Below are 23014 nucleotides of genomic sequence, written 5' to 3' on the forward strand. Positions count from 1 at the left end.
CCGAGAGCTGACACTCTCGATATCAATCAACCAAAGGAATCCCAGCCAGAACACGAAGCCCTGGCACGGGGTATTACTTGGCACTGACTTTCGGCACGCTGTTGAGTTCTCAAGGAGCGGACGCGCAAGAACTCGACCCTTCCGGGCTTCGTCCCTGGCTGGATGTCCAACTCTACGCCGGTTTCCCGTGCACCCGCTACCCGCAGGCCCCGGTCCGGCGGCCCTCCCGGGCCGCGCGGCGCAAAGAGAAAGTTACACGGGGGTCAGCCCGACGTCAAACCGGGGCCCCCGTGACGCCCGACACGCTGCCGCCAGGGCGCCGGCGGCCCGGCGGCGGCCCAGGTGGGGCTCCTGCTCGCGCCCTCGCACGGCCCGTCCGGGCCCGACCCCGACCCTGCGGGAAGCGGACGGGAGGGAGGCCGCGCTCAGAGCCCGAGCAGCCCCTCGATCCCGACGGTGAGACCGGGGCGGCGGCTGATCTCCCGGACCGCCAGGAGCACGCCCGGCATGAACGAGGCGCGGTCGAACGAGTCGTGCCGCACGGTCAGCGACTCCCCCGCCGCACCGAAGAGCACCTCCTGGTGCGCCACGAGGCCGGCCAGGCGCACCGCGTGCACGCGCACGCCCTCGATGTCGGTGCCTCGGGCGCCGGGCAGCTCGTCGGTGGTGGCGTCCGGCGCCGGCGGCAGGCCCGCCGCCCGCCGGGCCGACGCGACGAGGCGTGCCGTGCGCACGGCCGTCCCCGAGGGGGCGTCCACCTTGTTCGGGTGGTGGAGCTCCACCACCTCCACGGACGGGAAGAAGCGGGCCGCCTCCTGGGCGAAGCGCATCAGCAGGATCGCGCCGATCCCGAAGTTGGGGGCGATCACCACGCCGAGCTCCGGCTTGGGCTCGAGCCACTCGGCGACGGTGGCCAGGCGGGCCTCGTCGAAGCCGGTCGTCCCGACGACGCAGTGGATGTTGTTGTCGATGCAGAACCGGATGTTGTCCATCACCACGTCGGGACGGGTGAAGTCGACGACGACCTGAGCCCCTGCGTCGGCCACGTTGAACAGCCAGTCGCCGTCGTCGACCATGGCCACCAGCTCGAGGTCGTCGGCGTCGTTCACCGCCTTGACCACCTCGGTCCCCATGCGGCCGCGGGCACCGAGCACTCCCACCGGGATGAGGGGGGACTCCCGGTCGGCGGGGGCGGACTGCTGGTCGGGCGCGGTCGTGGTCACGCGGTCAGGTTTCCCGGCCGGGCGCCCCGACGCAAGACAGGCGCCGGTTCAGCGCGTCCGGCGGGTGGACGCCTCCCACGCGAGCAGCCCCAGCACCATCCCCGCGACGTCCGCGACCACGTCGGGGACCGACATGGTCCGGCCGATCGGGGTCAGCCCCTGCACCAGCTCGCTGCCCAGCGCGTAGGCCAGGAGGGCCGATCCCAGCGGCACCCGCGGCACCCCGGCCCACCGCCCGGTCACGGCCAGGGCGGCGAAGACGAGGAGGTGGACCACCTTGTCGGTCCCCGGGGGCGCGGTCGGCACCCCCGAGGCCGGCAGGAAGAGCACGACGGCCGAGAGGAGCAGCGCGACGGCGAAGGCCGCCTGCGGCAGCGCGGTCCGGGTCGTCGGCATGCGGGTCAGAGCCGGTCGAGGTCGGACTCGCGGTAGGGGCCCACCACGGCCAGGCACGTCTCCTGGCCGAACAGCTCCCCCGCCACCGACCGCACCTGCGCCTCGTCCACGGACTCGATGCGCGCCAGGACGTCGCGCACCGGCACGTACTCGCCGAAGGAGAGCTCGCTCTTGCCCAGCCTGCTCATGCGCGAGCCGGTGTCCTCCAGTCCGAGGACCAGCCCGCCCTTGAGCTGCCCGCGCGCCCGGGACACCTCCTCGGAGGTGAGCCCATCGGCGGCCACCCGTGCCAGCTCCTCGCGGACCAGCCTGAGCACCTCGGGAACGCGCTTCTTCGAGCAGCCCGCGTAGACGGAGAACGCGCCGGCGCCGGCGTAGTGGGTCAGCGCCGACCCGACGCTGTACACCAGCCCGCGCTTCTCGCGGATCTCCTGGAACAGCCGCGAGCTCATGCCACCACCGACGGCGGCGTCCAAGACGGCGGCGGCGTAACGGCGCTCGTCCAGCCGCCCCATCGCCGGCGTGCCGAGCAGCAGGTGCGTCTGCTCGGTGCGGCGGGAGATCAGGCCGGTCCGGCGCGCCGGCCGGACCAGCTCCACGTCGCCGGTGCGCAGCGGCGCGGGGCGTGCGGGACCGGAGAGCCGGTCGCCGAACGCCGCGGTCACGAGGTCGAGCACCTGCTGGTGGTCCACCCGCCCGGCCGCCGTCACGACGATCAACGGGGCGGCGTAGCGCGAGCGGTACCAGCCGTCGACGTCGTCGCGGGTGAGCCCCTCGATCGACTCGACGGTGCCCAGGACCGAACGGCCCAGCGAGGTGTCGCCGTAGAGGGTCTCGGCGAACAGGTCGTGCACGGCGTCCGAGGGCTCGTCGTCGCGCATGGCGATCTCCTCGAGCACCACCGTCCGCTCGGACTCCAGGTCCGCCGCCGTGTTGGTCGCCTCGGTGACCAGGTCTGCCAGCAGCGTGACCGCGAGCGGGAGGTCGCTGGCGAGCACGTTCGCGTAGTAGCAGGTGTGCTCCTTGGCGGTGAAGGCGTTCATCTCACCGCCGACGGCGTCCATGGCGGTCGCGATCTCCAGCGCGCCGCGGGACGTCGTCCCCTTGAAGAGCAGGTGCTCGAGGAAGTGCGACGCCCCGGCGACGTCCGGTGTCTCGTCGCGCGAGCCCACGGCCACCCAGATGCCGAGGGTCGCCGACAGCACCCCCGGCATCGTCTCGGTCAGCACGCGGAGCCCCCCGGGGAGCTCCGTGCGTTCCACCCGGCCGCCGACCTCGTCCAGGTCCAGGAGCGCGGTCGTCCCGACGGGAACCGGGGTGGGGGCCGCTCCCGGAGGAACGGCACCCATCCCGGCCCGGATCAGATCGGTCGTGGTCACTCCCCCGCAGGAGCGGGCTCGGTCGGCGCCTCGGCGGGGGCCTCGCCGCCCTCGGCACCCTCGGCGGCGACCGGCGCGAGGCTGATCTTGCCGCGGGCGTCGATGTCGGTGATCTCGACCTGGAGCTTGTCGCCCACGTTCACGACGTCCTCGACCTTGCCGATGCGCTTGCCGGCGCCGAGCTTGCTGATGTGCACCAGCCCGTCCTTGCCCGGGAGGAGGGAGACGAAGGCACCGAACGGCGTGGTCTTGACGACGGTTCCGAGGAACCGCTCCCCGACCTTGGGCATCTGCGGGTTGGCGATGGCGTTGATCCGGTCCACCGCGGCCTGGGCCGAGGGGCCGTCGGACGCACCCACGTAGATGGTGCCGTCGTCCTCGATGGTGATGTCGGCGCCGGTCTCGTCCTGGATGGCGTTGATCATCTGGCCCTTGGGGCCGATGACCGCGCCGATCTTGTCGACGGGGATGCGCACCGTGGTCACGCGCGGGGCGTACGGGCTCATCTCGTCGGGGGCGTCGATGGCCTCGTTCATCACGTCGAGGATGTGCAGCCGGGCGGCGCGGGCCTGGGTCAGCGCCTGGGCGAGCACGTCGGACGGGATGCCGTCGAGCTTGGTGTCCAGCTGCAGCGCGGTGACGAAGTCGCGCGTGCCGGCGACCTTGAAGTCCATGTCACCGAACGCGTCCTCGGCACCGAGGATGTCGGTCAGCGCCACGTACTCGGTCTTGCCGTCGACCTGGTCGGAGACCAGGCCCATCGCGATGCCCGCGACCGGGGCCTTCAGCGGCACACCGGCGTTGAGCAGGGCCAGCGTCGACGCGCAGACCGAGCCCATCGAGGTGGAGCCGTTGGAGCCCAGGGCCTCGGAGACCTGCCGGATCGCGTAGGGGAACTCCTCGCGGTCGGGCAGCACCGGCAGCAGTGCGCGCTCGGCGAGGGCGCCGTGGCCGATCTCGCGGCGCTTGGGCGAGCCCACGCGACCGGTCTCGCCGGTGGAGTACGGCGGGAAGTTGTAGTTGTGCATGTAGCGCTTGCGGTTGTCCGGCGACAGCGTGTCCAGCTGCTGCTCCATGCGGAGCATGTTCAGCGTCGTGATGCCCAGGATCTGGGTCTCGCCGCGCTCGAACAGCGCCGAGCCGTGCACGCGGGGCACGACCTCGACCTCGGCCGACAGCGGCCGGATGTCGGTGACGCCGCGTCCGTCGATGCGCACCTTGTCGCGCAGGATCCGCTGACGGACGACCTTCTTCGTGACGGCGCGGAAGGCGGCGGAGACCTCCTTCTCGCGACCCTCGAACTGGTCGGCCAGCTGGGCCTTGACCTCGTCCTTGAGCGCCTCGGTGGCCTCCTCGCGCTCCTGCTTGCCCGCGATGGCCTGCACCTCGCCGAGGCGGGTCAGGGCCGCGGACTCGACGGCGGCGTACACGTCGTCCTGGTAGTCCAGGAAGCGCGGGAACTCCGCCACCGGCTTGGCGGCCTTGGCGGCCAGCGCGCTCTGCGCCTCGCACAGCGCCTTGATGAAGGGCTTGGCGGCCTCGAGGCCCTGGGCCACGACCTCCTCGGTCGGGGCGCTGGCGCCACCGGCGACGAGCTCGATGGTCTTCTCGGTGGCCTCGGCCTCGACCATCATGATCGCGACGTCGCCGTCCGGCAGGAGGCGGCCGGCCACGACCATGTCGAAGACGGCCTCCTGGAGCTCCGAGTGGGTCGGGAAGGCGACCCACTGGCCGCGGATCAGCGCGACGCGGGTGCCGCCGACCGGGCCGGAGAACGGCAGGCCCGACAGCTGGGTCGAGGCCGACGCGCCGTTGATGGCCATGACGTCGTAGAGGTGCTCGGGGTCCAGCGCCATCACGGTGATGACGACCTGGACCTCGTTGCGCAGGCCCTTGGCGAAGGTCGGCCGCAGCGGGCGGTCGATCAGCCGGCAGGTGAGGATCGCGTCCTCGGACGGCCGGCCCTCGCGGCGGAAGAACGACCCGGGGATGCGCCCCGCGGCGTACATCCGCTCCTCGACGTCGACGGTCAGCGGGAAGAAGTCGAAGTGCTCCTTGGGCTGCCGGCCCGCCGTGGTGGCCGACAGCAGCATGCTGTCGCCCATCGTCACGACGACGGAGCCGGCCGCCTGCTTGGCCAGCCGGCCGGTCTCGAAGGTGATGCTGCGGCTGCCGAAGCTGCCGTTGTCGATGACCGCGGTGGCGGTGGTGACCCCGTCCTCGGGGTCGAACTCGGCGGCGATGGGGCCGCTGGTGGTGGGTGCGGACACGCTGTCCTTCTCTCGTCTGGTCGCAGCCGGCCCCTTGCCGGGTGCGACTTCCTCGTACGGCGCTGCACGCCGTCGGCGTCCGGGGTGACCGGTCTTCGATCGAAGCCCTCGGGCGCTGCTGGTTCCCCGTCCGACGGGGGACCACTCCCCTGCATCGGGGTGTCCCGGGAGCCACTACCGAGGACCGGCCCTCTGCGACGGACGCGGGGGCGGGCTCGCCGTGGCCCGTGCGGCGGGTGCCGCACGAGAGAGGGGACCGTCCCGGTTGCCCGGAGCGGTCCCCTCGACGTGCTATCGGCGCAGGCCGAGCCGCTCGATCAGCGACCGGTAGCGGTTGATGTCGGTCTTCGCCAGGTAGTTCAGCAGCCGGCGGCGCCGGCCGACCAGCAGCAGCAGGCCGCGCCGGCTGTGGTGGTCGTGCTTGTGGTGCCGGAGGTGCTCGGTCAGGTCGCTGATCCGGCGGGACAGCATCGCGACCTGCACCTCGGGCGAACCGGTGTCCTTGTCGACCGTCGCGTACTCGGTCATGATCTGCTGCTTCGTCGCGCTGTCGAGCGCCATGGTTCGCCTCCTGGGCGGGTCACGTGTGGCCCCCGGTCTGACTCACGAGGGCAGCTCTCACACGGCCGTGCGTGCACGGCCGGCCCCGACACTACCAGCGGCGGTCGACCGGTCGGACCGAGAGGGCGGCTGGAGGGTCCGCGGGGGCCCTCCGGCTCAGGACCCGAGCCCCAGGACCGTGCGGGTGTCCTCGACGTCCTTGGCCATGGCGGCGAGCAGGCCCTCGACATCGGGGAAGGCGGCCATCGGCCGGAGCCGGTGCGCGAACTCGACGCCGACGTGCTCGCCGTAGAGGTCGCCGTCGTAGTCCAGCACGTAGGCCTCCACCGTGCGGCGGCTGCCCTGGAAGGTGGGGTTGGTCCCGACCGAGATCGCCGCCGGGAACCGCTCGCGGCTGGCCCCGCTGCGCGGGTCGCGGGTCACCAGGTGGCCCGCGTAGACGCCGTCGGCGGGGATCGCGGTGTACGGCGGCGTCTCCACGTTGGCCGTCGGGTACCCGAGATCGCGGCCCCGGCGGTCCCCGCGCACCACCACGCCGTCGACCCGGTGCGGCCGGCCCAGCGCACGGGCCGCGGGCACCAGGTCCCCGGCGGCGACGCAGGCGCGGACGTAGGTCGAGGAGATGGTGACCTCGCCGTCCTCCGAGGCGTCCTGCGCCAGGGGCACGCCCTCGACCGCGAAGCCGAAGCGGCGGCCCTCCGCGGCGAGCGAGGCCACGGTGCCGGCGGCGCGGTGGCCGTAGGTGAAGTTCTCCCCCACGACCACCTGCGCGGCGTGCAGCCGCTCGACGAGCACCGTGTGGGTGAAGGTCTCCGGCGGGAGCTTCATGAACTCCGCGGTGAACGGCAGCACGCACATGGCGTCCACGCCGAGCTCGGCGACCAGCTCGGCCTTGCGGTCCAGCGACGTGAGGATCGCCGGGTGCGACCCCGGCCGCACGACCTCCGCCGGGTGCGGGTCGAAGGTCAGCAGGAGGCAGGGCCGCCGCATCGCCCGGGCCCGCGCGACGGCGGCCCCGATGAGCTTCTGGTGCCCGCGGTGGACACCGTCGTACATGCCGACGGTGACCACCGTGCGTCCGAGGTCACCCGGGGTGGCCTCGAGCCCCCGCCAGCGCAGCACGCGACCGTCCCCCGCCGCGGTCAGGAGACCCGGTGCAGCCAGCCGTGGGTGTCGGCCACCCGCCCGTGCTGGATGTCGAGCAGGGCCTCGCGCAGCCGCATGGTCACCGGCCCGGGCTCGCCGTCGCCGACGGTGAAGTCGCCGGTGCGGGCGCGGATCTGGCCGACGGGGGTGATGACGGCGGCCGTCCCGCAGGCGAAGGTCTCGCTGATCGAGCCGTCGAGCGCGCCGCTGCGCCACTCCTCGAGGGTCACCTTCCGCTCGCTCACGCGGTGCCCGAGCTCCCGCGCGACGCTGATCAGCGAGTCGCGGGTGATGCCCGGCAGCAGCGTGCCGGAGAGCTCGGGGGTGACGAGCTCCGCGTCCTCGCCGGAGCCCAGGACGAAGAACAGGTTCATCCCGCCCAGTTCCTCGATGTAGCGCCGCTCGACGGCGTCGAGGTAGACCACCTGGTCGCAACCGAGCTCGCTGGCCTGCTGCTGCGGCCGCAGGCTGGCGGCGTAGTTGCCGGCGCACTTGACGTCGCCGGTGCCGCCGGGCGCGGCCCGAACGTAGTCCTCGGAGATGAAGACCGACACCGGGTGGACGCCGCGCGGGAAGTAGGCACCGGCCGGGCTGGCGATGACGAGGAAGAGGTACTCGTGCGCCGGCCGGACGCCGAGGAAGGACTCGCTGGCCAGCTGGTACGGGCGCAGGTACAGGGTCTGGTCGGGTCCGGTCGGCACCCACGCGCGGTCGGCGTCGACGAGCGCGTCGACCGCGGCCAAGAAGGCCTCCTCGGGCACCGGCGGCATCGCCAGCCGCTCGGCGCTGCGGACGAAGCGCGCGGCGTTGGCCTCGGGCCGGAAGGTGGCCACGCTGCCGTCGGGCTGGGCGTAGGCCTTGAGCCCCTCGAAGATCGACTGGGCGTAGTGCAGGGCGGCCGTGCCGGGGTCCATCGGCAGCGGGCCGTACTGCGTGAGCCGGGCGTCGTACCAGCCGCGGCCGACCTGGTACCGGGCCACGAACATGTGGTCGGTGAAGTAGCGGCCGAAGCCGGGGTCGGCGAGCAGCTCCTCGCGCTCGGTGGTGGAGCGGCGCTGCACGTCCTCCACGACCACCGGCACGCCCTCGACGAACGTCCGGGACGAGGTGCGGCTGTCGGCGAGCGTGTCGGTCATGGCTCCTACCCGGGCGTGCGAGGGAACGGCACCGGCCCGCGGGCGTGCGGGACCGGTGCCGTCACACTAGCCCGGCTCAGGCCTGCCCCTGGTGCTCGCCCTTCGGCCCGGCGGTCTCGAGGACCTCGTAGGTCCACACGTGCGCCGAGTGGGGGGCCGCGGAGGCGAGGGTGTCGCCACCACCGTCGTGGGCGCGGTCGAAGTCCTGGCCGGACTGCCACGCCTCGTAGGCCTCCACGCTGCTCCACCGCGTGTAGACCAGGTACTGGTCGGTGCCCTCGACCGGGCGTAGGAGTTCGAACCACTCGAAGCCCGGCGTGGTCTCCACGGCTCCGGCGCGCCCGCGGAACCGCTCCTCGAAGCGCTCCTGCTTGTCCTTCGGCACGGTGATCGCGTTGATCTTGACGACGCTCATGGTCCGTCCCCTTCCCGGACGGCGTCGGCGCCAACCGCGCGACCGGCCGCGCGTGCGGCACGCTGGTGCGGGTGAGCGCACCCCGCACCGCAGACCTGGGCTTCGCCCGGCTGGACCTCGACCGCGAGTCCCGGACCGGTACGCCGGAGGTGGTGTTCGCGGCCGGCAAGACACCCGCCCAGACCGTCGCCTGCCTGGCCGGCCTGCTCGAGGGGTCCCCGGCGGGGTTCGCCTGGGCGAGCCGGGTGGACGGCGCCACCGCGGCGGCGATCCGCGAGCGGTGGCCGGACGCCGTCGTCGACGAGGTGGCCGGGTGCGCCTTCGTGGGGACGCTCCCGGAGCCCACCGGCGAGGTGCTCGTCCTCACCGCGGGCACCTCCGACGGCCCGGTCGCCGCGGAGGTCGCCGCCACGCTGCGGGCCTGCGGCGTGGGGTGCCGGCGGGTGGACGACGTCGGGGTGGCGGGGATCCACCGGGTCCTCGCCGTCGCCCCGGACCTGGCCGCGGCCGACGCCGTCGTCGTGGTCGCCGGGATGGACGGCGCGCTGCCCAGCGTGGTGGCCGGGCTGACCGACCGCCTCGTCGTCGCCGTCCCCACCTCGGTCGGCTACGGGGCGGCCTTCGAGGGGCTGGCCGCGCTGCTCACCATGCTCACCGCCTGCGCGCCCGGCGTGCTCGTCGTCAACATCGACAACGGGTTCGGGGCCGGGGTGGCCGCCGCCCGGATCGTCCCCGCGGCTCAGCGGTAGCGGACGGGGTCGGGCAGCAGCTCGTTCATCGACCCGGACCGGAAACCGCGCGGGTCCACCTCGACGGCCGCGAACCCGGCGACCGCGGAGAGGAGGTCCGGCCGGGCGGCCACGTCCGCCACCAGCGCCGCGTCGACCTCGACCCGGGCGCGATCCTCCCCCAGGTCCCGCACCCGCAGGTCGCGCACCGGCAGCCCGGCGCCCGCGAGCGCGGCCCGCAGCGCCGCCTCGGCCCGCTCGACGCGGGCCAGCCCCGCGGCCGACACCGGCACCCCGTAGGCGATCCGGCTGGCCAGGCAGGCCGCGGCGGGCTTGTCGGCCAGCGGGAGGCCCCAGCGGCGGGCGGCGGCGCGGACGTCGTCCTTGGTGAGCCCGGCCCGCGCCAGCGGCGTCCAGGCACCCCGCTCGGCGGCCGCGCGGATGCCCGGCCGGAAGCCGGCCACGACGTCGTCGGCGTTGGTCCCGGTGACGACGTCGTCGATGCCCAGCCGGCCGCCCAGCAGGCGCAGCACCTCGACCAACTCGGTCTTGCAGAAGGCGCACCGGTCCCCGGCGTTGGCGCGGTACCCCGCGCGGGACAGCTCGTCGGTGCGCGGCCGCTCGTGCCGCACCCCCAGCGACGCAGCGAACCCCTCGGCGCCGGCGAGCTCTGCGGCCGGCAGGCTCGGCGAGACGGCGGTGGCCGCGACCACCCGGCCGGCGCCCAGCGCGCGCACCGCGGCGGCGAGCAGGACGCCGGAGTCCACGCCGCCCGAGAAGGCGACGAGCACCCCGGGCAGGGGCCGCAGCAGCGCGTCGAGGTCGGCCAGGCGGGCGTCGAGGGTCACGGCCGCCAGGCTGCCACCGGCTCAGGCGGGCGGGAAGCCGACGACGACGCGCGCCGTGCGACCGGCGTCCTCGACCAGCGCCGACAGGCGGCCGGCGGGGTCCACGGCGGCGTGCAGCCCGGCGGCGCCCGTGGCGGGTATCCGCTGGCCGTAGCCGAGCGCCCGCGCCTCTTCAGGGGTGAGCGGGCGCTCGGGGAAGACCAGCCGGGCCGCCTCGGTCAGGCCCAGGCAGCCGGGCCCGCCGCCGGCGACCAGCGCGGCGGCGGCGTCCTCGACGGGGCCCGCCTGCGCGATCGTGAACGGCCCGGACGCGGTGCGGCGCAGCGCCGTCAGGTGGCCGCCCACGCCCAGCGCCGCGCCGGCGTCGCGGGCGATGGCGCGGATGTAGGTGCCGGCGGTGCAGTCGACCGTGACGTCGACGTCCACCAGATCCGTCTCCGGCCGGTGGATGCGGTGCACCTCGAGCCGGTGCACGGTGACCGGGCGGGGGGCGAGCTCGACGGCCTCCCCCGCCCGCACACGGTCGTAGGAGCGGCGGCCGTCGACCTTGACCGCGCTCACCGCCGACGGCACCTGCTGCAGCGGACCGGTCTGCGCGGCCAGGGCCGTCCGGACGGCGTCGTCGCCGAGGTGGGCCGCGGACGTGGTCGTGAGGACCTCGCCCTCGCGGTCGTCGGTGACCGTCGCCTGCCCCAGCCGGATCGTGGCCTCGTAGGTCTTGTCGTGGCCGCCGACGTGACCGAGCAGTCGTGTCGCGGTGCCCACGCCCAGGACCAGCAGCCCGGTGGCCATGGGATCGAGGGTGCCGGCGTGCCCGACCTTGCGCACCGACAGCGCGCGACGGGCACGGGCGACGACGTCGTGGGACGTCATGCCGCCGGGCTTGTCCACGAGCAGCAGACCGGGCGGGACGTCGGCGTCGGGGCGTCGGGGGCTCACGCACCCACCGTCCCAGGTGCCCCGAGCCACCGGTCACCCGCCACCCGCACGAGGACGGCGAGCAACCGCAGGGCGATGAACAGCGTCAGCCCGGTCCAGATGCCGGCGAGGCCGAGCCCCAGCGGCCCGGCGAGCAGGGACAGCGGCAGGAAGCCGACGAGCGCGGCCGCGATGGTGACGGTGCGCAGGTAGCCGACGTCGCCGGCGCCCATGAGGACGCCGTCCAGCGCGAAGACCACGCCCGCCAGCGGCTGGAAGCAGGCGAGGAACCACCACACGACGGCGGCCTGCGCGAGCACCGCGGGGTCGTCGGTGAACAGGGGCGGCAGCACGTCGCGCAGCGCGAGCAGCACGACGGCCACGAGGCAGCCCGTGCCCAGGCCCCACAGCACCACCCGGCGCGCGGTGGAGCGGGCCTCCGCGGGCCGCCCGGCACCCAGCGCGTGACCGACCAGGGTCTGCGCGGCGATCGCGTAGGCGTCCAGCACCAGGGCGAGGAAGAAGAACAGCTGCAGCGCGATCTGGTGCGCCCCCAGGGCGGCGGTCCCCGCACGCGCGGCGACGCCGGCGGCGACGAGGAACGACAGCTGCAGCACCGCCGCCCGCAGCAGCAGGTCCCGGCCGATCACCAGCTGGCGCACGATGGCGCGGGGACGCGCCGCCCACGCGGCGCCCTCGCGCAGCAACGCGCGGACGAACAGGGCGGCGGTGAGCGCCTGCCCGGCCACGTTCGCCACGGCGGAGCCCACCAGGCCGAGCCCCGCCGGGTGCACGAGCAGCGGGCACAGGAGGAGGCTGAGCAGGCTGCCCGCGACGACGTAGCGCACCGGGCGGCGCAGCTCCTGCACCCCGCGCAGCCAGCCGTTCCCGGCGAGCGACACCAGCAGCAGCGGGGCGCCGATCGCGGCCACCCGGAGCCACTGCTCCCCCGCCTCGGCGACGGGTCCCGCGCCGCCGGCGAGCGCCCGCGTCAGCGGCCCGGCCAGCAGCTGGAACAGGGCCAGCACCAGCAGACCGAGGCCGACCGCGAGCCAGGTCGCCTGCACGCCCTCCTCGACGGCGCCGGCCCGGTCACCGGCGCCGGCGCGGCGGGCTGCCCGTGCGGTGGTGCCGTACGCCAGGAAGTTCAGCAGCGCGGCCGCCCACGCCAGCAGACCACCCCCGACGGCGAGGCCACCGAGCGCAACCGTCCCGAGGTTTCCGACGACGGCGGTGTCGACCAGCAGGTACAGCGGCTCGGCCGCCAGCACGACCAGCGCCGGCGCCGCCAGGCCGAGGACCGACGGCGGGCGCGGTGCGGGCTCCGCCGGGTCGCGGTCGTCGCGGTGCGGTCCGGAGGACCGCGGTGTCACGGTGCGCACAGCTCCGTGCGGAGGGACTCGACGGTCTTCTCCCGGTCCAGGTACGAGGTGTAGCCGGCCGCCGCGCGGTGGCCGCCACCGCCGAGGGCCGCGGCGACCCGCGACACGTCGGTGGCCCCGCGGGAACGCAGCGACACCGACCACGACCCGTCGTCCTGGCCCTTGAGCACGCAGGCGACGTCGGCCTCGGCGGTGGAGCGGACGACGTCGACGAGCGCCTCGAGCTGTTCCCCGGGCAGCCCGTGCTCGGCCGCCTCGGCGGTGCTGGACCACGTCCAGACGAGGCCGGCGCCCACCTCCCGTTCGAGGACCGCGCGCCCGGCGACCACCGAGAGCAGCCCGAGCCAGCCGAAGGGGGCGGTGTCGAACAGCCGCCGGCTGATCGCGGCGTGGTCGATCCCCGTGGCGAGCAGGCGGGCGGCGAGCTCGTGCGTCTCCGGCCGGGTGCTGCCGAACCGGAACGATCCGGTGTCGGCGGCCAGCCCGGCGTAGAGGCAGGTGGCCAGCCGGGCGTCCAGGGTCACGCCCAGGCCGTCGAGCAGGTCGGCCACCAGGGTGACCGTGGCCGGGGCGGCCGGGTCCACCAGGCGGACCTGGCCGAAGCCGGGGTTGCTGGCGTGGTGGTCGACGACGACGGAGGTGCCCGCGCGGTCGAGCAGCGGGGCCAGCTCGCCGAGGCGCCCGGGTGAGGCCGCGTCGAGGCTGACGAAGACGTCCGGGGACGACGGGACGGCGCCGGCGGGCACCAGGCCCTCGGCGCCCGGGATCCACCCCAGCGAGGCGGGGAGGGTGAAGGGGCCGGGGAAGGTGGCGAGCACGCGGGCGCCGCGCCGGCGCAGCCCCTCGGCGAGCGCCAGGGTGCTGCCGAGGGCGTCGGCGTCGGGCTGGACGTGCCCGGAGAGCACCACCGTCGCCCGTCCGCGGGCCGCATCGGCGAGCACCGCGGCGGCCGAGCGCGTGGCGGTGACGAGGTCCTCGCCCGCGCCACCCCCGGGGAGCCGGGGGGTCACCCGGTCGGGTCGGGGTCGGCGACCCGGCCGCCCTGCCGCTCGGTGATGTCCCCGCCGCCCACCGGGTAACCCGGGCCGCCGTCGTCCGGCTCGTCCTCGACGATGCTCGACACCTCGCCGATCTGCCCGCGCTTGCCCCCCTGGGTCGGGTCGCCGGCGTCGGGGGCCGGCCGGCCACCCAGCTCGGAGCGGCCCTGGCCCTCGTCGGGCAGGTTCGGATCGGGGTCGTTCTCGCTCACAGCGTGCTCCTCGTCCGGGGCGTCAGGTCCTCGCCGCCGTCATCGGCGGGTCCGGCGGCGGTCGGGGCGTCCCCGCCGTCCTCATCGTCGTCCTCGTCCTCCGCGGGCCGCCGGTAGGGGTCGGCCTCGCCGGCGTAGCTGGCGCCCTCCCGGGCACGGGCCAGCTCCGCGTCGGCGTGCCGGGCGCGCTCGAGCGCCTGCTCCAGCTCCCGCGCCGTGTCCGGCACGATGTCGGCGACGAAGGTCAGCGACGGCACGAACTTGATGCCGGTCTGCCGGCCGACGGTGGACCGCAGCACCCCGGTGGCGCTCGTGAGCGCCTTCGCCGAGTCGGCGACCTGCGTCTCGTCGCCGTAGACGGTGTAGAACACCGTGGCCTCGCGGAGGTCGCTGGTCACCCGGGCGTCGGTGACGGTCACCATGCCCAGGCGGGGGTCCTTGATCTGCGACTCGATCGCGGCGGAGACGATCTGCCGGATGCGCACCGCCAGCTTGCGTGCACGGGCCGGATCGGCCATCGGGACCTCCTTGGGACTGCCAGGTCGCTGCCTGGGTGAGGCGTCACGGCCTCGTCGCAGGGGCCCGTCCCCGAGCCTGCAGGGGATGGGGGGCGGCGAGGTCCTTCAATCGGTGTCGCTGAACAGCTGCCGGTGGGTCGACAGCAGCGTCACCTCCGGCCGCTCCGCCAGCAACCGCTCGCAGGCGTCGAGGACGTCGGTGACCTGGCCGGCCTCCCCGGCGACGGTGGCGATCCCGATCTGCACCCGGCGGTGCAGGTCCTGGTCGCCGACCTCCGCCGCGGCGACGGCGAACCGCCGCCGCAGCTCGGCCACCACGGGCCGGACGACCGACCGCTTGCCCTTGAGCGAGTGGACGTCGCCCAGCAGCAGGTCGGCGGTGAGCGTGCCAGTGAACACGCTCACCGCCTCCCCTACCGCCAGCTTCTGGAACGGCTCCGCTGCAGGGACCCGGGTCGCGCGTGCGAGGCCCGGGGGGCAGCGGGGTCCTCTCAGTCGCGCGGCTTCTCGCGCAGCTCGAAGGTCTCGATCACGTCGTCGACCTTGATGTCGTTGAACGACCCCAGGCCGATACCGCACTCGTAGCCCTCGCGGACCTCGGTCGCGTCCTCCTTGAACCGGCGGAGCGACTCCACCGACAGGTTGTCGGCGATCACTGCACCGTCACGGATCAGGCGCGCCTTCGAGTTGCGCACGATCGTGCCGCTGCGGACCAGCGAACCGGCGACGTTGCCCACCTTCGGCACCCGGAAGACCTCGCGGACCTCCGCCGTGCCGAGCTGGACCTCCTCGTAGACCGGCTTGAGCATGCCCTTGAGCGCGGCCTCGATCTCGTCGATCGCCTGGTAGATGACCGTGTAGTACCGGACGTCCACCCCTTCGCGGTTGGCGAGCTCGGTGGCCTGGCCCTCGGCCCGGACGTTGAAGCCCAGGACGATGACGTCGTCGGCCAGCGCGAGGTCGATGTCGCTCTTGGTGATGCCGCCGACGCCGCGGTGGATGACCCGCAGCGAGATCTCGTCGTCGACCTCGATCTTCATCAGCGCCTCCTCGAGCGCCTCGACGGTGCCCGAGTTGTCGCCCTTGATGATCAGGTTGAGCTGGCGGTTCTCCTTGAGCGCCGCGTCGAGGTCCTCCAGGCTGATCCGCTTGCGCATCGAGGCGTTCTGCGCGTTGCGGATGCGGGCCTGGCGGCGGTCGGCGATCTGCCGGGCGACGCGGTCCTCGTCGACGACGAGGAAGGTGTCACCGGCACGCGGCACCGAGGTGAGGCCCACGACCTGCACGGGGCGGGCCGGCAGGGCCTCCCTCAGCTTGTTGCCGTGCTCGTCGAGCAGCGACCGGACGCGACCGTAGGCGTCGCCGGCCACGATCGAGTCGCCCTGGCGCAGCGTGCCGCGCTGGACGAGCACCGTGGCGACGGGGCCGCGGCCCTTGTCCAGCTTGCCCTCGATGACCACGCCCTGCGGGTCCTGCTCGGTGTTCGCGCGCAGGTCCAGCGAGGCGTCGGCGGTCAGGAGGATCGCCGCGAGCAGGTCGTCGATGCCCTGGCGGGTGATCGCCGAGACGTCGACGAACATCGTGTCGCCGCCGTACTCCTCGGCCACGAGGCCGTACTCGGTGAGCTGCTGGCGGATCTTGGCGGGGTTGGCCCCCTCCTTGTCCACCTTGTTCACCGCGACCACGATCGGCACCTCGGCGGCCTGGGCGTGGTTGAGCGCCTCGACCGTCTGCGGCATGACGCCGTCGTCGGCGGCGACGACCAGGACGACGATGTCGGTCACCTTCGCGCCTCGGGCACGCATCGCGGTGAACGACTCGTGACCCGGGGTGTCGATGAAGGTGATCGGGCGCTCCTCGCCCTCCAGTTCGGTGACGACCTGGTAGGCGCCGATGTGCTGGGTGATGCCACCGGCCTCGCGGGCCACGACGTTGGCGTCGCGGATCGCGTCCAGCAGCTTGGTCTTCCCGTGGTCGACGTGACCCATGACGGTGACGACCGGCGGACGGGCCGACCAGTCCTCCTCGTCGCCCTCCTGGTCACCGAAGGTGAGGTCGAAGGTCTCGAGGAGCTCGCGGTCCTCGTCCTCGGGGCTGACGACCTGGATGTTCCAGCCGATCTCGGCACCGAGCAGCTGGAGCGTCTCGTCGTTGACCGACTGGGTCGCGGTGACCATCTCGCCCAGGTGGAACAGGGCGGTGACCAGCGCGGCCGGCTGGGCGTTGATCCGCTCGGCCAGGTCGGTCAGCGAGGCGCCGCGGGGCAGCCGGACGGTCTGCCCGTTGCCGCGGGGCAGGCTGACGCCACCCATGCTCGGCGCCGCCATGGAGTCGAACTCCTGACGCCGCTGCTTCTTGCTCTTGCGCCCGCGGACCGGACCGCGGCCACCCGGACGCCCGAAGGCACCCGCCGTGCCCGCACCGGAGCCACCGCGCCCACGGCCGCGGCCACCGCCGCCACCGCGGAAACCACCGCCGGCCGGTGCACCGGCACCGCCGCCACCGGGGCGGAAGCCGCCGCCGGCACCGCCGGGACCACCCGGTCGGCCCCGACCGGCACCGCCGGGACCGCCCGGCCGGCCACCACCGGCAGGACGCGGCGGCATCATGCCCGGCGAGGGGCGCTGCGGCATCATGCCCGGGTTCGGGCGCGGACCGCCGGGACCGGCCGCCGGACGGGGACCACCGGCACCGGCGCCGGGACGCGGACCACCCGGGCCGGGGCGCGGACCGCCCGGACCCGGTGCCGGGCGGGGACCACCCGCACCGGGCGCGGGGCGGGGACCACCGGCCGGACCCGGCCGGGGGCCACCGGCGGCGGGGCCGGGGCGGGGCGTGCTGCTGAAGGGGTTGTTCCCCGGACGCGGCGCCGGCCGCGGGCCGGGACGCGGACCACCGGCAGCGCCGCCACCGGCCGCAGCCGGACGGGGCGCACCGGGGCGGGGCGCGGAGGGCTGCTGCGGCGGCGCCGCGGGAGCCTGGGCGGCCGGCGCCTGCGGAGCCGGGGCCTGGGCCGCCGGCGCCTGCGGGGCCGGCGCAGCGGGGCGCGGACCCGGACGGGGTCCGGGAGCGGCGGCCGGGCGGGCCGGGGCCTGCGGAGCCGAGGTCTGGGCGGCCGGGGCCTGCGGAGCGGCGGGGGCCCGGGGGGTCGCCTGCGGCGCCGGAGCGGCCGGCCGGGGGGCGGGCGCGCTCGGACGAGGGGTGGCCGCCCCGTCGTTGCCGCCGCCGGTGGCGGCGCCGAGCGCCTCACGCAGCCGCCGGGCCACAGGGGCCTCGACGGTGGAGGACGCGGACTTCACGAACTCGCCCTGCTCCTTGAGCTTGGCGAGCACGGTCTTGCTGTCGACACCGAACTCCTTGGCGAGTTCGTGTACGCGGGCTTTGCCTGGCACGGGTCTCCTCTTGGTGAGGCCGGCGGCTTGCCCGCTCGACCTCGTCGTTAGTGGCGCATGGTCATCGTGAGAACTTCACGGCTGAGTCATCCGACGGTGTCCTGTCGACGTGCGGACCGGCCTGGTGCCGGCCCGACTGGGTACTGCTCCCGCCCTCTCCCGGCCCGGCCCCGGCGGCCTCCGGGGAGGCACCCAGGACGTGGGCCCGGAGCGGACCGACCTCCACGGGGGCGCTGGTGCGCAGCGCCCGCGGGAAGGCCCGGCGTCGCTCCGCTGCGCGTAGGCACTCCGCCGTCGGGTGCAGCGAGGCACCGCGACCAGGGAGCCGCCGCCGCGGATCGGGAACCAGGTTCCCGGCCACGACGACGATGCGCAGCAGGTCGTCGACCGACGCGCGCTTCCGGCACCCCACACAGGTGCGGACCGGATTCGACGTTTCGGCCATCCGCAACTCTAGCGCGTGGCCGGTCCCCGTTGTTCCGCGCGGCGGGGAGCCGATCGCGAACCGCCCGCGGCGCCCTGCGACCGGGCCCCCGGGGCACCGCCGCGCGCCCCGCCCGGGTGCGGCGGGAGACCCGAGCGCAGCGGCGGGCGGCCCACTCCCGGTGAGGGGCTCGTGGCGTCCTCCTGGGCGTCGCTGCGGATGTCGATCCGGCAGCCGGTCAGCCGCGCGGCCAGGCGGGCGTTCTGCCCCTCCTTGCCGATCGCCAGCGACAGCTGGTAGTCGGGGACCACCACGCGGACCGCCTTGGCCTGCGGGTCGACCAGCTGGGCGCTGGACACCCGGGCCGGGCTGAGCGCGGAGGCGACGAACGACGCCGGGTCCTCCGACCAGTCCACGATGTCGATCTTCTCGCCGTGCAGCTCGCTCATGACGTTGCGCACCCGCTGGCCCATCGGGCCGATGCAGGCCCCCTTCGCGTTCAACCCCGGCACCGAGGTGCGGACCGCGATCTTGGACCGGTGCCCCGCTTCGCGGGCGACCGCGACGATCTCGACGCTGCCGTCGGCGATCTCGGGCACCTCGAGCGCGAACAGCTTGCGCACCAGGTTGGGGTGGGTGCGCGACACCGTGACCTGCGGCCCGCGGTAGGTGCGGGACACCGTCACGACGTAGGCCTTGATCCGGCTGCCGTGGGGGTAGGACTCACCCGGCACCTGCTCGGCGGAGGGCAGCACCGCCTCCACCTTGCCGATGTCGATCATCACGATGCCGCTGGCGTTGCGGCGCTGGTCGGCCTGGACGATGCCGCTGACGATGTCGCCTTCCTTGCCGGCGTACTCGCCGAAGGTCTGCTCGTGCTCGGCGTCGCGCAGCCGCTGGACGATGACCTGCTTGGCGGTGCTGGCGGCGATCCGGCCGAAGTCCGAGGGGGTGTCGTCCCACTCGCGCACGACCTCCCCGTCGGGGCCGATCTCCTGCGCGAGCACCGCCACCTCGCCGCTCTTGCGGTCGACGTGCACCCGCACGTGCTTGGCCGCGCCGTCGGCGTGCCGGTAGGCGGTGACCAGGGCGGTCTCGAGCGCCTCGATGACCGTGTCGACCGGGATGCCCTTCTCCCGCTCCACCGCCTTGAGCGCGGTGACGTCGATGTTCACTTGTCTCCTCCGTCGTCGTCCGCGAGCGCGGCCTGGTCCAGGTCGTCGTGCTCGGCGGCGTCGTGCTCCGCGGCGTCGTCGTCCGCGGTGTCGTCCGTGCTCCCGTCGAGGTCGTCGGCCCGGCCGAACTCCACCTGCACCCGCCCGGCCCCGAGCTCGGCCCAGGGCACCCGGCGCGGCTGCGGGGGGCGCTTCTTCGCGCCCGGCTTGCCCTTCGCCTCGACGGCCAGGGTCACGCCCTCCTCGTCGACCGCGGTGATCCGCCCGGTGAGCTGCTCGGTGGCCCCGGCGGGGCCCGCGGCCACCACGACCAACCGCCCGGTGTTCCGGCGCCAGTGGCGCGGCTCGGTGAGCGGCCGGTCGACCCCCGGGCTGGTCACCTCGAGCACGTACGGCGTCCGGCCCATGCCGTCGTCGTTGCGGTCCAGCACGTCGGACACCGCACGGCTGACCTCGGCGATGTCATCCAGGGTGATCCCCGCGTCGCGGTCGACGACCACGCGCACGACGCTGCGCCGGCCGGCGGGGGTGACGACGAGCTCCTCCAGGTCGTACCCCGCATCGGTGACGACCGGCCGGATCCAGCCGGTGAGCCGCTCGGTGGCGGGGTCGCTCCGCTGGGTTCCGCGAGAGGCGGACACGCTGGCCTCCTCAGGCTGGTCGGCGGCACGGTGCCGTGCGCGCAGTTCTGCGGCCCGGCGCCGCGGACCTGGGTCGCTGGCCGGGCCCGGTGTCGAGGGGAAGTGCTCAGGCTACCGCCCGTCCCGGCGCCCCGGCCCGGCGCGGGGTGGCGGCCGGACCCGGCGGAGCGCGCGCCGTCCCCCACCCGGGAGCCGGCATGCGGCAGACGTCACGGCGACGCGGCACGCCCGCCCGCGCGGACGACCGGCTGCCGGCGCCACCGGCTGCGAGGATGGGGGTGATGTCTCCCACCCCCCGTCCCGGCCGGCGGACGTTCACCCGCCGGACCCTGCTGGTGGCCTGCGCCGCCGGTCTCGCCGCCGCGGCCGCCGGGTGCACCTCTTCCCCGCCCGTGGAGGAGCGCGACACCGTGACCAGCGCGCAGGCCGACGAGCTGGCCGCGCAGGTCGCCGTCCAGGAGGCCCTGGTCGAGGCCTACGAGACCGCCTTCCAGGCCGACCCCGCGCTCGCCGCGGCGGCGGGCGCCCTCGCCGACCAGGCGGGCGAGCAGCTCGACCGGCTGCGCGCGGCCGCTTCCGGCAGCAGCCCGTCGGCTGCTCCCCCGGCGGACGCGCCCCCGCCCGGGGCAGGCCAGGCCTGGCTGCGCGCGCAGGTCGCCGCCGCGGCGACCTCCCACGCCGCCGCCGCCCTGGGGCAGACCGGCGCCCGGGCGGCCCTCCTGGGGTCCATCGCCGCGGGCCTACGCGGCCACGAGGCGCGACTGGCGTGACGGAGGACTGCCATGGCTGACGACGAGACGACCGGCACCTCCGCCGAGGACGCCGCCCTGAACACCGCGCTGGCCGCCGAGCACGCCGCCGTGTGGGGGTACGGCGCGGTCGGTGCGGCGCTCGGCGCGGAGGGGCGCGCCGCCGCCGCAGCCGCCGAGGCCGGCCACCGCGGTGTCCGTGACCGGCTGATCACGCTGCTCGACGGGCGCGGCGCCGAGCCGGTGCTCCCCGAGGCCGGCTACGCGCTGCCCTTCCCGGTGCTCTCGCCGGTGGACGCCGCCGCCCTCGCCGTCGTCCTGGAGGAGGGCGTCACCGCCGCCTGGGTGCGGGTCATGGACCAGGCGGCGGAGCGGACCACGCGGGCGCTGGCGGTGGAGGTGCTGGGCCCCGCCGAGGTGCGGGCCGTGGGCTGGCGGGAAGCCGCGGGACGCACGCCGGTCACGAGCGCCCTGCCGGGACTCCCCGCGACGTGACCGCGGGGCGTCAGCCCAGGTTGCCGAGGAACGCGTCGGTGACGGCGACGGCGGCGCTGCTGGACTGCCCCGCCTCCACGAGGGTCGCGAACGCGATGTCGCCCTGGGGGCCGCCCAGCTGGTAACCCGTGAACCAGCCGTGCGACTCGGGCGGGCTGGCCGTGCCGAACTCGGCGGTTCCCGTCTTCCCGTAGACCTCGCCCCGGTCGGCCAGCGCCTCGGCGGTGCCCGACAGGACGACCTGCCGCATCATCGGCCGCAGGGCGTCGAGGACCCCGGCCGCCGGTCCGGCCGGCACCGGCCCCGCCGCCTCGGCCCCCAGGACCTCCACCGGCGCGACCGGGGTGCCCCCGGCGATGCCGGCGGTGACCAGCGCCAGCTGGGCGGGGCTCATCAAGACCTCGCCCTGCCCGATCGCGTTCGCCGCCTTGGTCGTCCCGGTGCTGTCGCGCGGCACGCTGCCCCCGAAGACGTCGACGGGCAGCTCCCAGTCGGTACCGACGCCGTAGGCCGCCGCCGCGTCGGCGAGGGCCTCGTCCGGGAGCTCGAGGGCCTGCTGGATGAACGTGGTGTTGCAGGACTCCGCGAACGCCTCGGTGAAGGGGACGGTGCCGAGGTCGAACTGGTCCTGGTTCTCGAACTCGCGCCCCTCGACGACCGTCGTCGCCGGGCAGGGCACCGGCGTCTGCGGGGTGAGGCCGCCGTCGCCCAGCAGCGCGGTCGCGGTCACGGTCTTCATGCTCGACCCGGGCGGGAACTGCCCGGTGAGCGCGTTGGCCGGGTTGGCCGCCTCGTTGGAGGCGACGGCCAGGATCTCCCCCGACCCGGGGCGCACGACGACGAGGTGGGTGGCCAGCGGCTGGGTGGCGACGGCGGCCTCGGCGGCGGTCTGGATCGCGGGCACCAGCGGGGTCTGCACCGGCTCGCCGGCGACGGGGGGCACCGCGGCGATCTCGCGGCCGGCGTCTCCGGTCGACTCGTCCGTGCTGGCCACCGTGACGGTGAAGCCCGCGGTCCCGCTCAGCTGCTCCTGGTAGGCGCGCTGCAGGCCGGAGAGCCCGAGCTGGTCACCGGTGGCATAGCGCGCCTTCCCGTCGACCGCCGTCTCCTCCAGGAGCTCCGCCGTCGCCGGGCCGACCCGGCCGAGGAGCGCGACGGCGAACCGGGGCGAGGGGGCGAGCAGCCGGGTGTCGGTCGGGAATACGGCACCGGGCAGGTCGAACACCTGGGCGCGGATCTGCTCGAACTGCGGCCGGCGGAGGTCGATGACCGGCACGAACTGCCCCTCGGGTGCGGCCTGGACGTCGGCGACGATCTCCTCGGCGGCGATCCCCGTCGCGGCCGACAGCGCCGCCGCCAGCGCCGGCAGGTCGGTGACCTGGGCGGGGTCGACACCGACCCGGACGACCTCGGTCGGGGTGAACAGCGGGGCGCCGGAGGCGTCGGTGATCGGCGCCCGCTCCGGCAGCTGCCGGTCCAGCACCAGGCGCTGCCCCTCCCCCAGCTCCGGGTGGACGAGGTCCGGCTCGGCGACCACCTCCCACGCCTCGTCCCCCTCGCGCAGGCGCAAGGTGCCCTGGTAGGTCCACTCGGGCGCGGCCTCCAGGTCCCACGTCGCGGTCCAGCCGACGGTGGCGACGTCGTCCTCGACGGCCACCTCGCCGACCTCCGCGGCCAGCTCCGCCCCGGGCAGGTCGCCGGCCGTCTGCTCGAGCAGCGCGGTCGCGGCGGCGGGGTCGGTGGTCGCGCCGGCCGCGGCGGCGAGGTCACCGGCCGACCAGTCGTCGAGGAAGGCCTCCGCGGCCGCCCGCACGTCGTCCTCGCTGCCCGAGCACCCGGCCAGCACGGGCGCGGCCAGCAGGATCGGGATCACCAGGGCCGAGGTGGGGCGGTTGCGCACCGGCACAGGTTCTCAGATGTAGGGCCCCGCCCCCCTCGCGGCTCGCTGCGCTCGGCGGGAGCCTCCGGA

23 protein-coding genes and 1 pseudogene are annotated in these 23014 nt (G+C 75.1%); 3 read left to right on the forward strand and 21 right to left on the reverse strand.

Annotation, left to right across the window (positions count from 1 at the left end):
• Nucleotides 1-425: 425 nt before the first annotated feature.
• The 8 genes from dapB to ACI79W_RS19790 form a co-directional block, all read right to left on the reverse strand.
• Entirely contained in the window at nt 426-1223 is a 798-nt protein-coding gene (gene dapB, locus ACI79W_RS19755) for a 4-hydroxy-tetrahydrodipicolinate reductase (protein ID WP_456563786.1), read from the reverse strand.
• A 48-nt stretch (nt 1224-1271) separates the two neighbouring features.
• Entirely contained in the window at nt 1272-1619 is a 348-nt protein-coding gene (locus tag ACI79W_RS19760) for a VanZ family protein (protein WP_456563787.1), read from the reverse strand.
• Nucleotides 1620-1624: 5 nt separating this feature from the next.
• Entirely contained in the window at nt 1625-2998 is a 1374-nt protein-coding gene (locus tag ACI79W_RS19765; RefSeq protein ID WP_456563788.1) for a M16 family metallopeptidase, read from the reverse strand.
• Nucleotides 2995-5268: a polyribonucleotide nucleotidyltransferase gene (locus tag ACI79W_RS19770; protein WP_456563789.1), complete on the reverse strand. Its 2274-nt coding sequence runs from the start codon at nt 5266-5268 to the stop codon at nt 2995-2997. Before ACI79W_RS19770 ends, ACI79W_RS19765 begins: the two co-directional genes overlap by 4 nt.
• Before the next feature lie 291 nt (nt 5269-5559).
• Nucleotides 5560-5829 carry a 30S ribosomal protein S15 gene (rpsO, locus tag ACI79W_RS19775; RefSeq protein ID WP_091933787.1) on the reverse strand — a complete coding sequence of 90 codons (270 nt, stop codon included), beginning with the start codon at nt 5827-5829 and terminating at the stop codon, nt 5560-5562.
• A 156-nt stretch (nt 5830-5985) separates the two neighbouring features.
• Nucleotides 5986-6951: a bifunctional riboflavin kinase/FAD synthetase gene (locus ACI79W_RS19780; RefSeq protein ID WP_456563790.1), complete on the reverse strand. Its 966-nt coding sequence runs from the start codon at nt 6949-6951 to the stop codon at nt 5986-5988.
• Between the two features lie 20 nt (nt 6952-6971).
• Complete coding sequence (locus tag ACI79W_RS19785) at nt 6972-8111, reverse strand: branched-chain amino acid aminotransferase (RefSeq protein ID WP_456563791.1); 1140 nt, start codon at nt 8109-8111, stop codon at nt 6972-6974.
• Between the two features lie 76 nt (nt 8112-8187).
• Nucleotides 8188-8526, reverse strand: coding sequence for an antibiotic biosynthesis monooxygenase family protein (locus ACI79W_RS19790; RefSeq protein WP_456563792.1), 339 nt, complete (start codon nt 8524-8526; stop codon nt 8188-8190).
• Between the two features lie 71 nt (nt 8527-8597).
• Between ACI79W_RS19790 and larB the strand changes: the two genes are divergently transcribed.
• Complete coding sequence (gene larB / locus ACI79W_RS19795) at nt 8598-9275, forward strand: nickel pincer cofactor biosynthesis protein LarB (RefSeq protein ID WP_456563793.1); 678 nt, start codon at nt 8598-8600, stop codon at nt 9273-9275.
• Here the strand turns inward: larB and larE are convergent.
• The 12 genes and pseudogenes from larE to rimP all read right to left on the reverse strand — a co-directional run bounded on the left by larE (nt 9266) and on the right by rimP (nt 19801).
• A complete protein-coding gene (larE, locus tag ACI79W_RS19800; protein WP_456563794.1) occupies nt 9266-10102 on the reverse strand; it encodes an ATP-dependent sacrificial sulfur transferase LarE in 837 nt (278 codons plus the stop codon). The two genes, larB and larE, sit on opposite strands and share 10 nt — an antisense overlap.
• Nucleotides 10103-10123: 21 nt before the next feature.
• Nucleotides 10124-11041: a tRNA pseudouridine(55) synthase TruB gene (truB, locus tag ACI79W_RS19805; RefSeq protein WP_456563795.1), complete on the reverse strand. Its 918-nt coding sequence runs from the start codon at nt 11039-11041 to the stop codon at nt 10124-10126.
• On the reverse strand, nt 11038-12393 hold the full coding sequence (locus ACI79W_RS19810) for an MATE family efflux transporter (protein WP_456563796.1): 1356 nt from the start codon (nt 12391-12393) through the stop codon (nt 11038-11040). The genes truB and ACI79W_RS19810 overlap by 4 nt, the downstream gene beginning before the upstream one ends.
• Complete coding sequence (locus ACI79W_RS19815; RefSeq protein WP_456563797.1) at nt 12390-13412, reverse strand: DHH family phosphoesterase; 1023 nt, start codon at nt 13410-13412, stop codon at nt 12390-12392. The genes ACI79W_RS19810 and ACI79W_RS19815 overlap by 4 nt, the downstream gene beginning before the upstream one ends.
• Nucleotides 13409-13651 carry a hypothetical protein gene (locus ACI79W_RS19820; RefSeq protein ID WP_456563798.1) on the reverse strand — a complete coding sequence of 81 codons (243 nt, stop codon included), beginning with the start codon at nt 13649-13651 and terminating at the stop codon, nt 13409-13411. The genes ACI79W_RS19815 and ACI79W_RS19820 overlap by 4 nt, the downstream gene beginning before the upstream one ends.
• Nucleotides 13648-14169 (reverse strand): 30S ribosome-binding factor RbfA, encoded by a 522-nt coding sequence (gene rbfA / locus ACI79W_RS19825; RefSeq protein WP_456563799.1) that lies wholly within the window; start codon nt 14167-14169, stop codon nt 13648-13650. Before rbfA ends, ACI79W_RS19820 begins: the two co-directional genes overlap by 4 nt.
• Before the next feature lie 105 nt (nt 14170-14274).
• Nucleotides 14275-14574 carry a DUF503 domain-containing protein gene (locus tag ACI79W_RS19830; protein WP_456563800.1) on the reverse strand — a complete coding sequence of 100 codons (300 nt, stop codon included), beginning with the start codon at nt 14572-14574 and terminating at the stop codon, nt 14275-14277.
• Nucleotides 14575-14660: 86 nt separating this feature from the next.
• Nucleotides 14661-16496, reverse strand: coding sequence for a translation initiation factor IF-2 (infB, locus tag ACI79W_RS19835; protein ID WP_456563811.1), 1836 nt, complete (start codon nt 16494-16496; stop codon nt 14661-14663).
• A gap of 921 nt (nt 16497-17417) precedes the next feature.
• Nucleotides 17418-17561, reverse strand: a pseudogene (locus ACI79W_RS19840) (translation initiation factor IF-2 N-terminal domain-containing protein); the annotation flags it as partial.
• A 61-nt stretch (nt 17562-17622) separates the two neighbouring features.
• Nucleotides 17623-18006 (reverse strand): YlxR family protein, encoded by a 384-nt coding sequence (locus ACI79W_RS19845; RefSeq protein WP_456563801.1) that lies wholly within the window; start codon nt 18004-18006, stop codon nt 17623-17625.
• An 8-nt stretch (nt 18007-18014) separates the two neighbouring features.
• The gene (gene nusA / locus ACI79W_RS19850) at nt 18015-19160 is read right to left on the reverse strand and encodes a transcription termination factor NusA (RefSeq protein WP_456563802.1); all 1146 of its coding nucleotides are present in this window, start codon (nt 19158-19160) and stop codon (nt 18015-18017) included.
• Nucleotides 19157-19801, reverse strand: coding sequence for a ribosome maturation factor RimP (rimP, locus tag ACI79W_RS19855; RefSeq protein ID WP_456563803.1), 645 nt, complete (start codon nt 19799-19801; stop codon nt 19157-19159). Before rimP ends, nusA begins: the two co-directional genes overlap by 4 nt.
• Nucleotides 19802-20082: 281 nt before the next feature.
• Here rimP and ACI79W_RS19860 point away from each other — a divergent pair, with 281 nt between their 5' ends.
• Together ACI79W_RS19860 and ACI79W_RS19865 are read left to right on the forward strand one after the other, a co-directional pair.
• On the forward strand, nt 20083-20571 hold the full coding sequence (locus tag ACI79W_RS19860) for a hypothetical protein (RefSeq protein WP_456563804.1): 489 nt from the start codon (nt 20083-20085) through the stop codon (nt 20569-20571).
• Nucleotides 20572-20583: 12 nt separating this feature from the next.
• Nucleotides 20584-21045, forward strand: coding sequence for a ferritin-like domain-containing protein (locus ACI79W_RS19865; RefSeq protein WP_456563805.1), 462 nt, complete (start codon nt 20584-20586; stop codon nt 21043-21045).
• A 10-nt stretch (nt 21046-21055) separates the two neighbouring features.
• Here ACI79W_RS19865 and ACI79W_RS19870 read toward each other — a convergent pair whose 3' ends face one another.
• A complete protein-coding gene (locus tag ACI79W_RS19870; RefSeq protein WP_456563806.1) occupies nt 21056-22945 on the reverse strand; it encodes a penicillin-binding transpeptidase domain-containing protein in 1890 nt (629 codons plus the stop codon).
• Nucleotides 22946-23014: the final 69 nt, after the last annotated feature.

The organism is Blastococcus sp. SYSU DS0533, from assembly GCF_054050775.1.

Excerpts from the sequence above, each read along its gene's own strand:
- ACI79W_RS19845 (WP_456563801.1), bottom strand. The coding sequence starts at position 18,006 with ATGGCCGAAACGTCGAATCCGGTCCGCACCTGTGTGGGGTGCCGGAAG.
- rpsO (WP_091933787.1), bottom strand. The coding sequence starts at position 5,829 with ATGGCGCTCGACAGCGCGACGAAGCAGCAGATCATGACCGAGTACGCG.
- ACI79W_RS19860 (WP_456563804.1), top strand. The coding sequence starts at position 20,083 with ATGTCTCCCACCCCCCGTCCCGGCCGGCGGACGTTCACCCGCCGGACC.
- infB (WP_456563811.1), bottom strand. The coding sequence starts at position 16,496 with ATGGCGGCGCCGAGCATGGGTGGCGTCAGCCTGCCCCGCGGCAACGGG.
- rbfA (WP_456563799.1), bottom strand. The coding sequence starts at position 14,169 with ATGGCCGATCCGGCCCGTGCACGCAAGCTGGCGGTGCGCATCCGGCAG.
- ACI79W_RS19785 (WP_456563791.1), bottom strand. The coding sequence starts at position 8,111 with ATGACCGACACGCTCGCCGACAGCCGCACCTCGTCCCGGACGTTCGTC.
- ACI79W_RS19760 (WP_456563787.1), bottom strand. The coding sequence starts at position 1,619 with ATGCCGACGACCCGGACCGCGCTGCCGCAGGCGGCCTTCGCCGTCGCG.
- ACI79W_RS19790 (WP_456563792.1), bottom strand. The coding sequence starts at position 8,526 with ATGAGCGTCGTCAAGATCAACGCGATCACCGTGCCGAAGGACAAGCAG.
- ACI79W_RS19865 (WP_456563805.1), top strand. The coding sequence starts at position 20,584 with ATGGCTGACGACGAGACGACCGGCACCTCCGCCGAGGACGCCGCCCTG.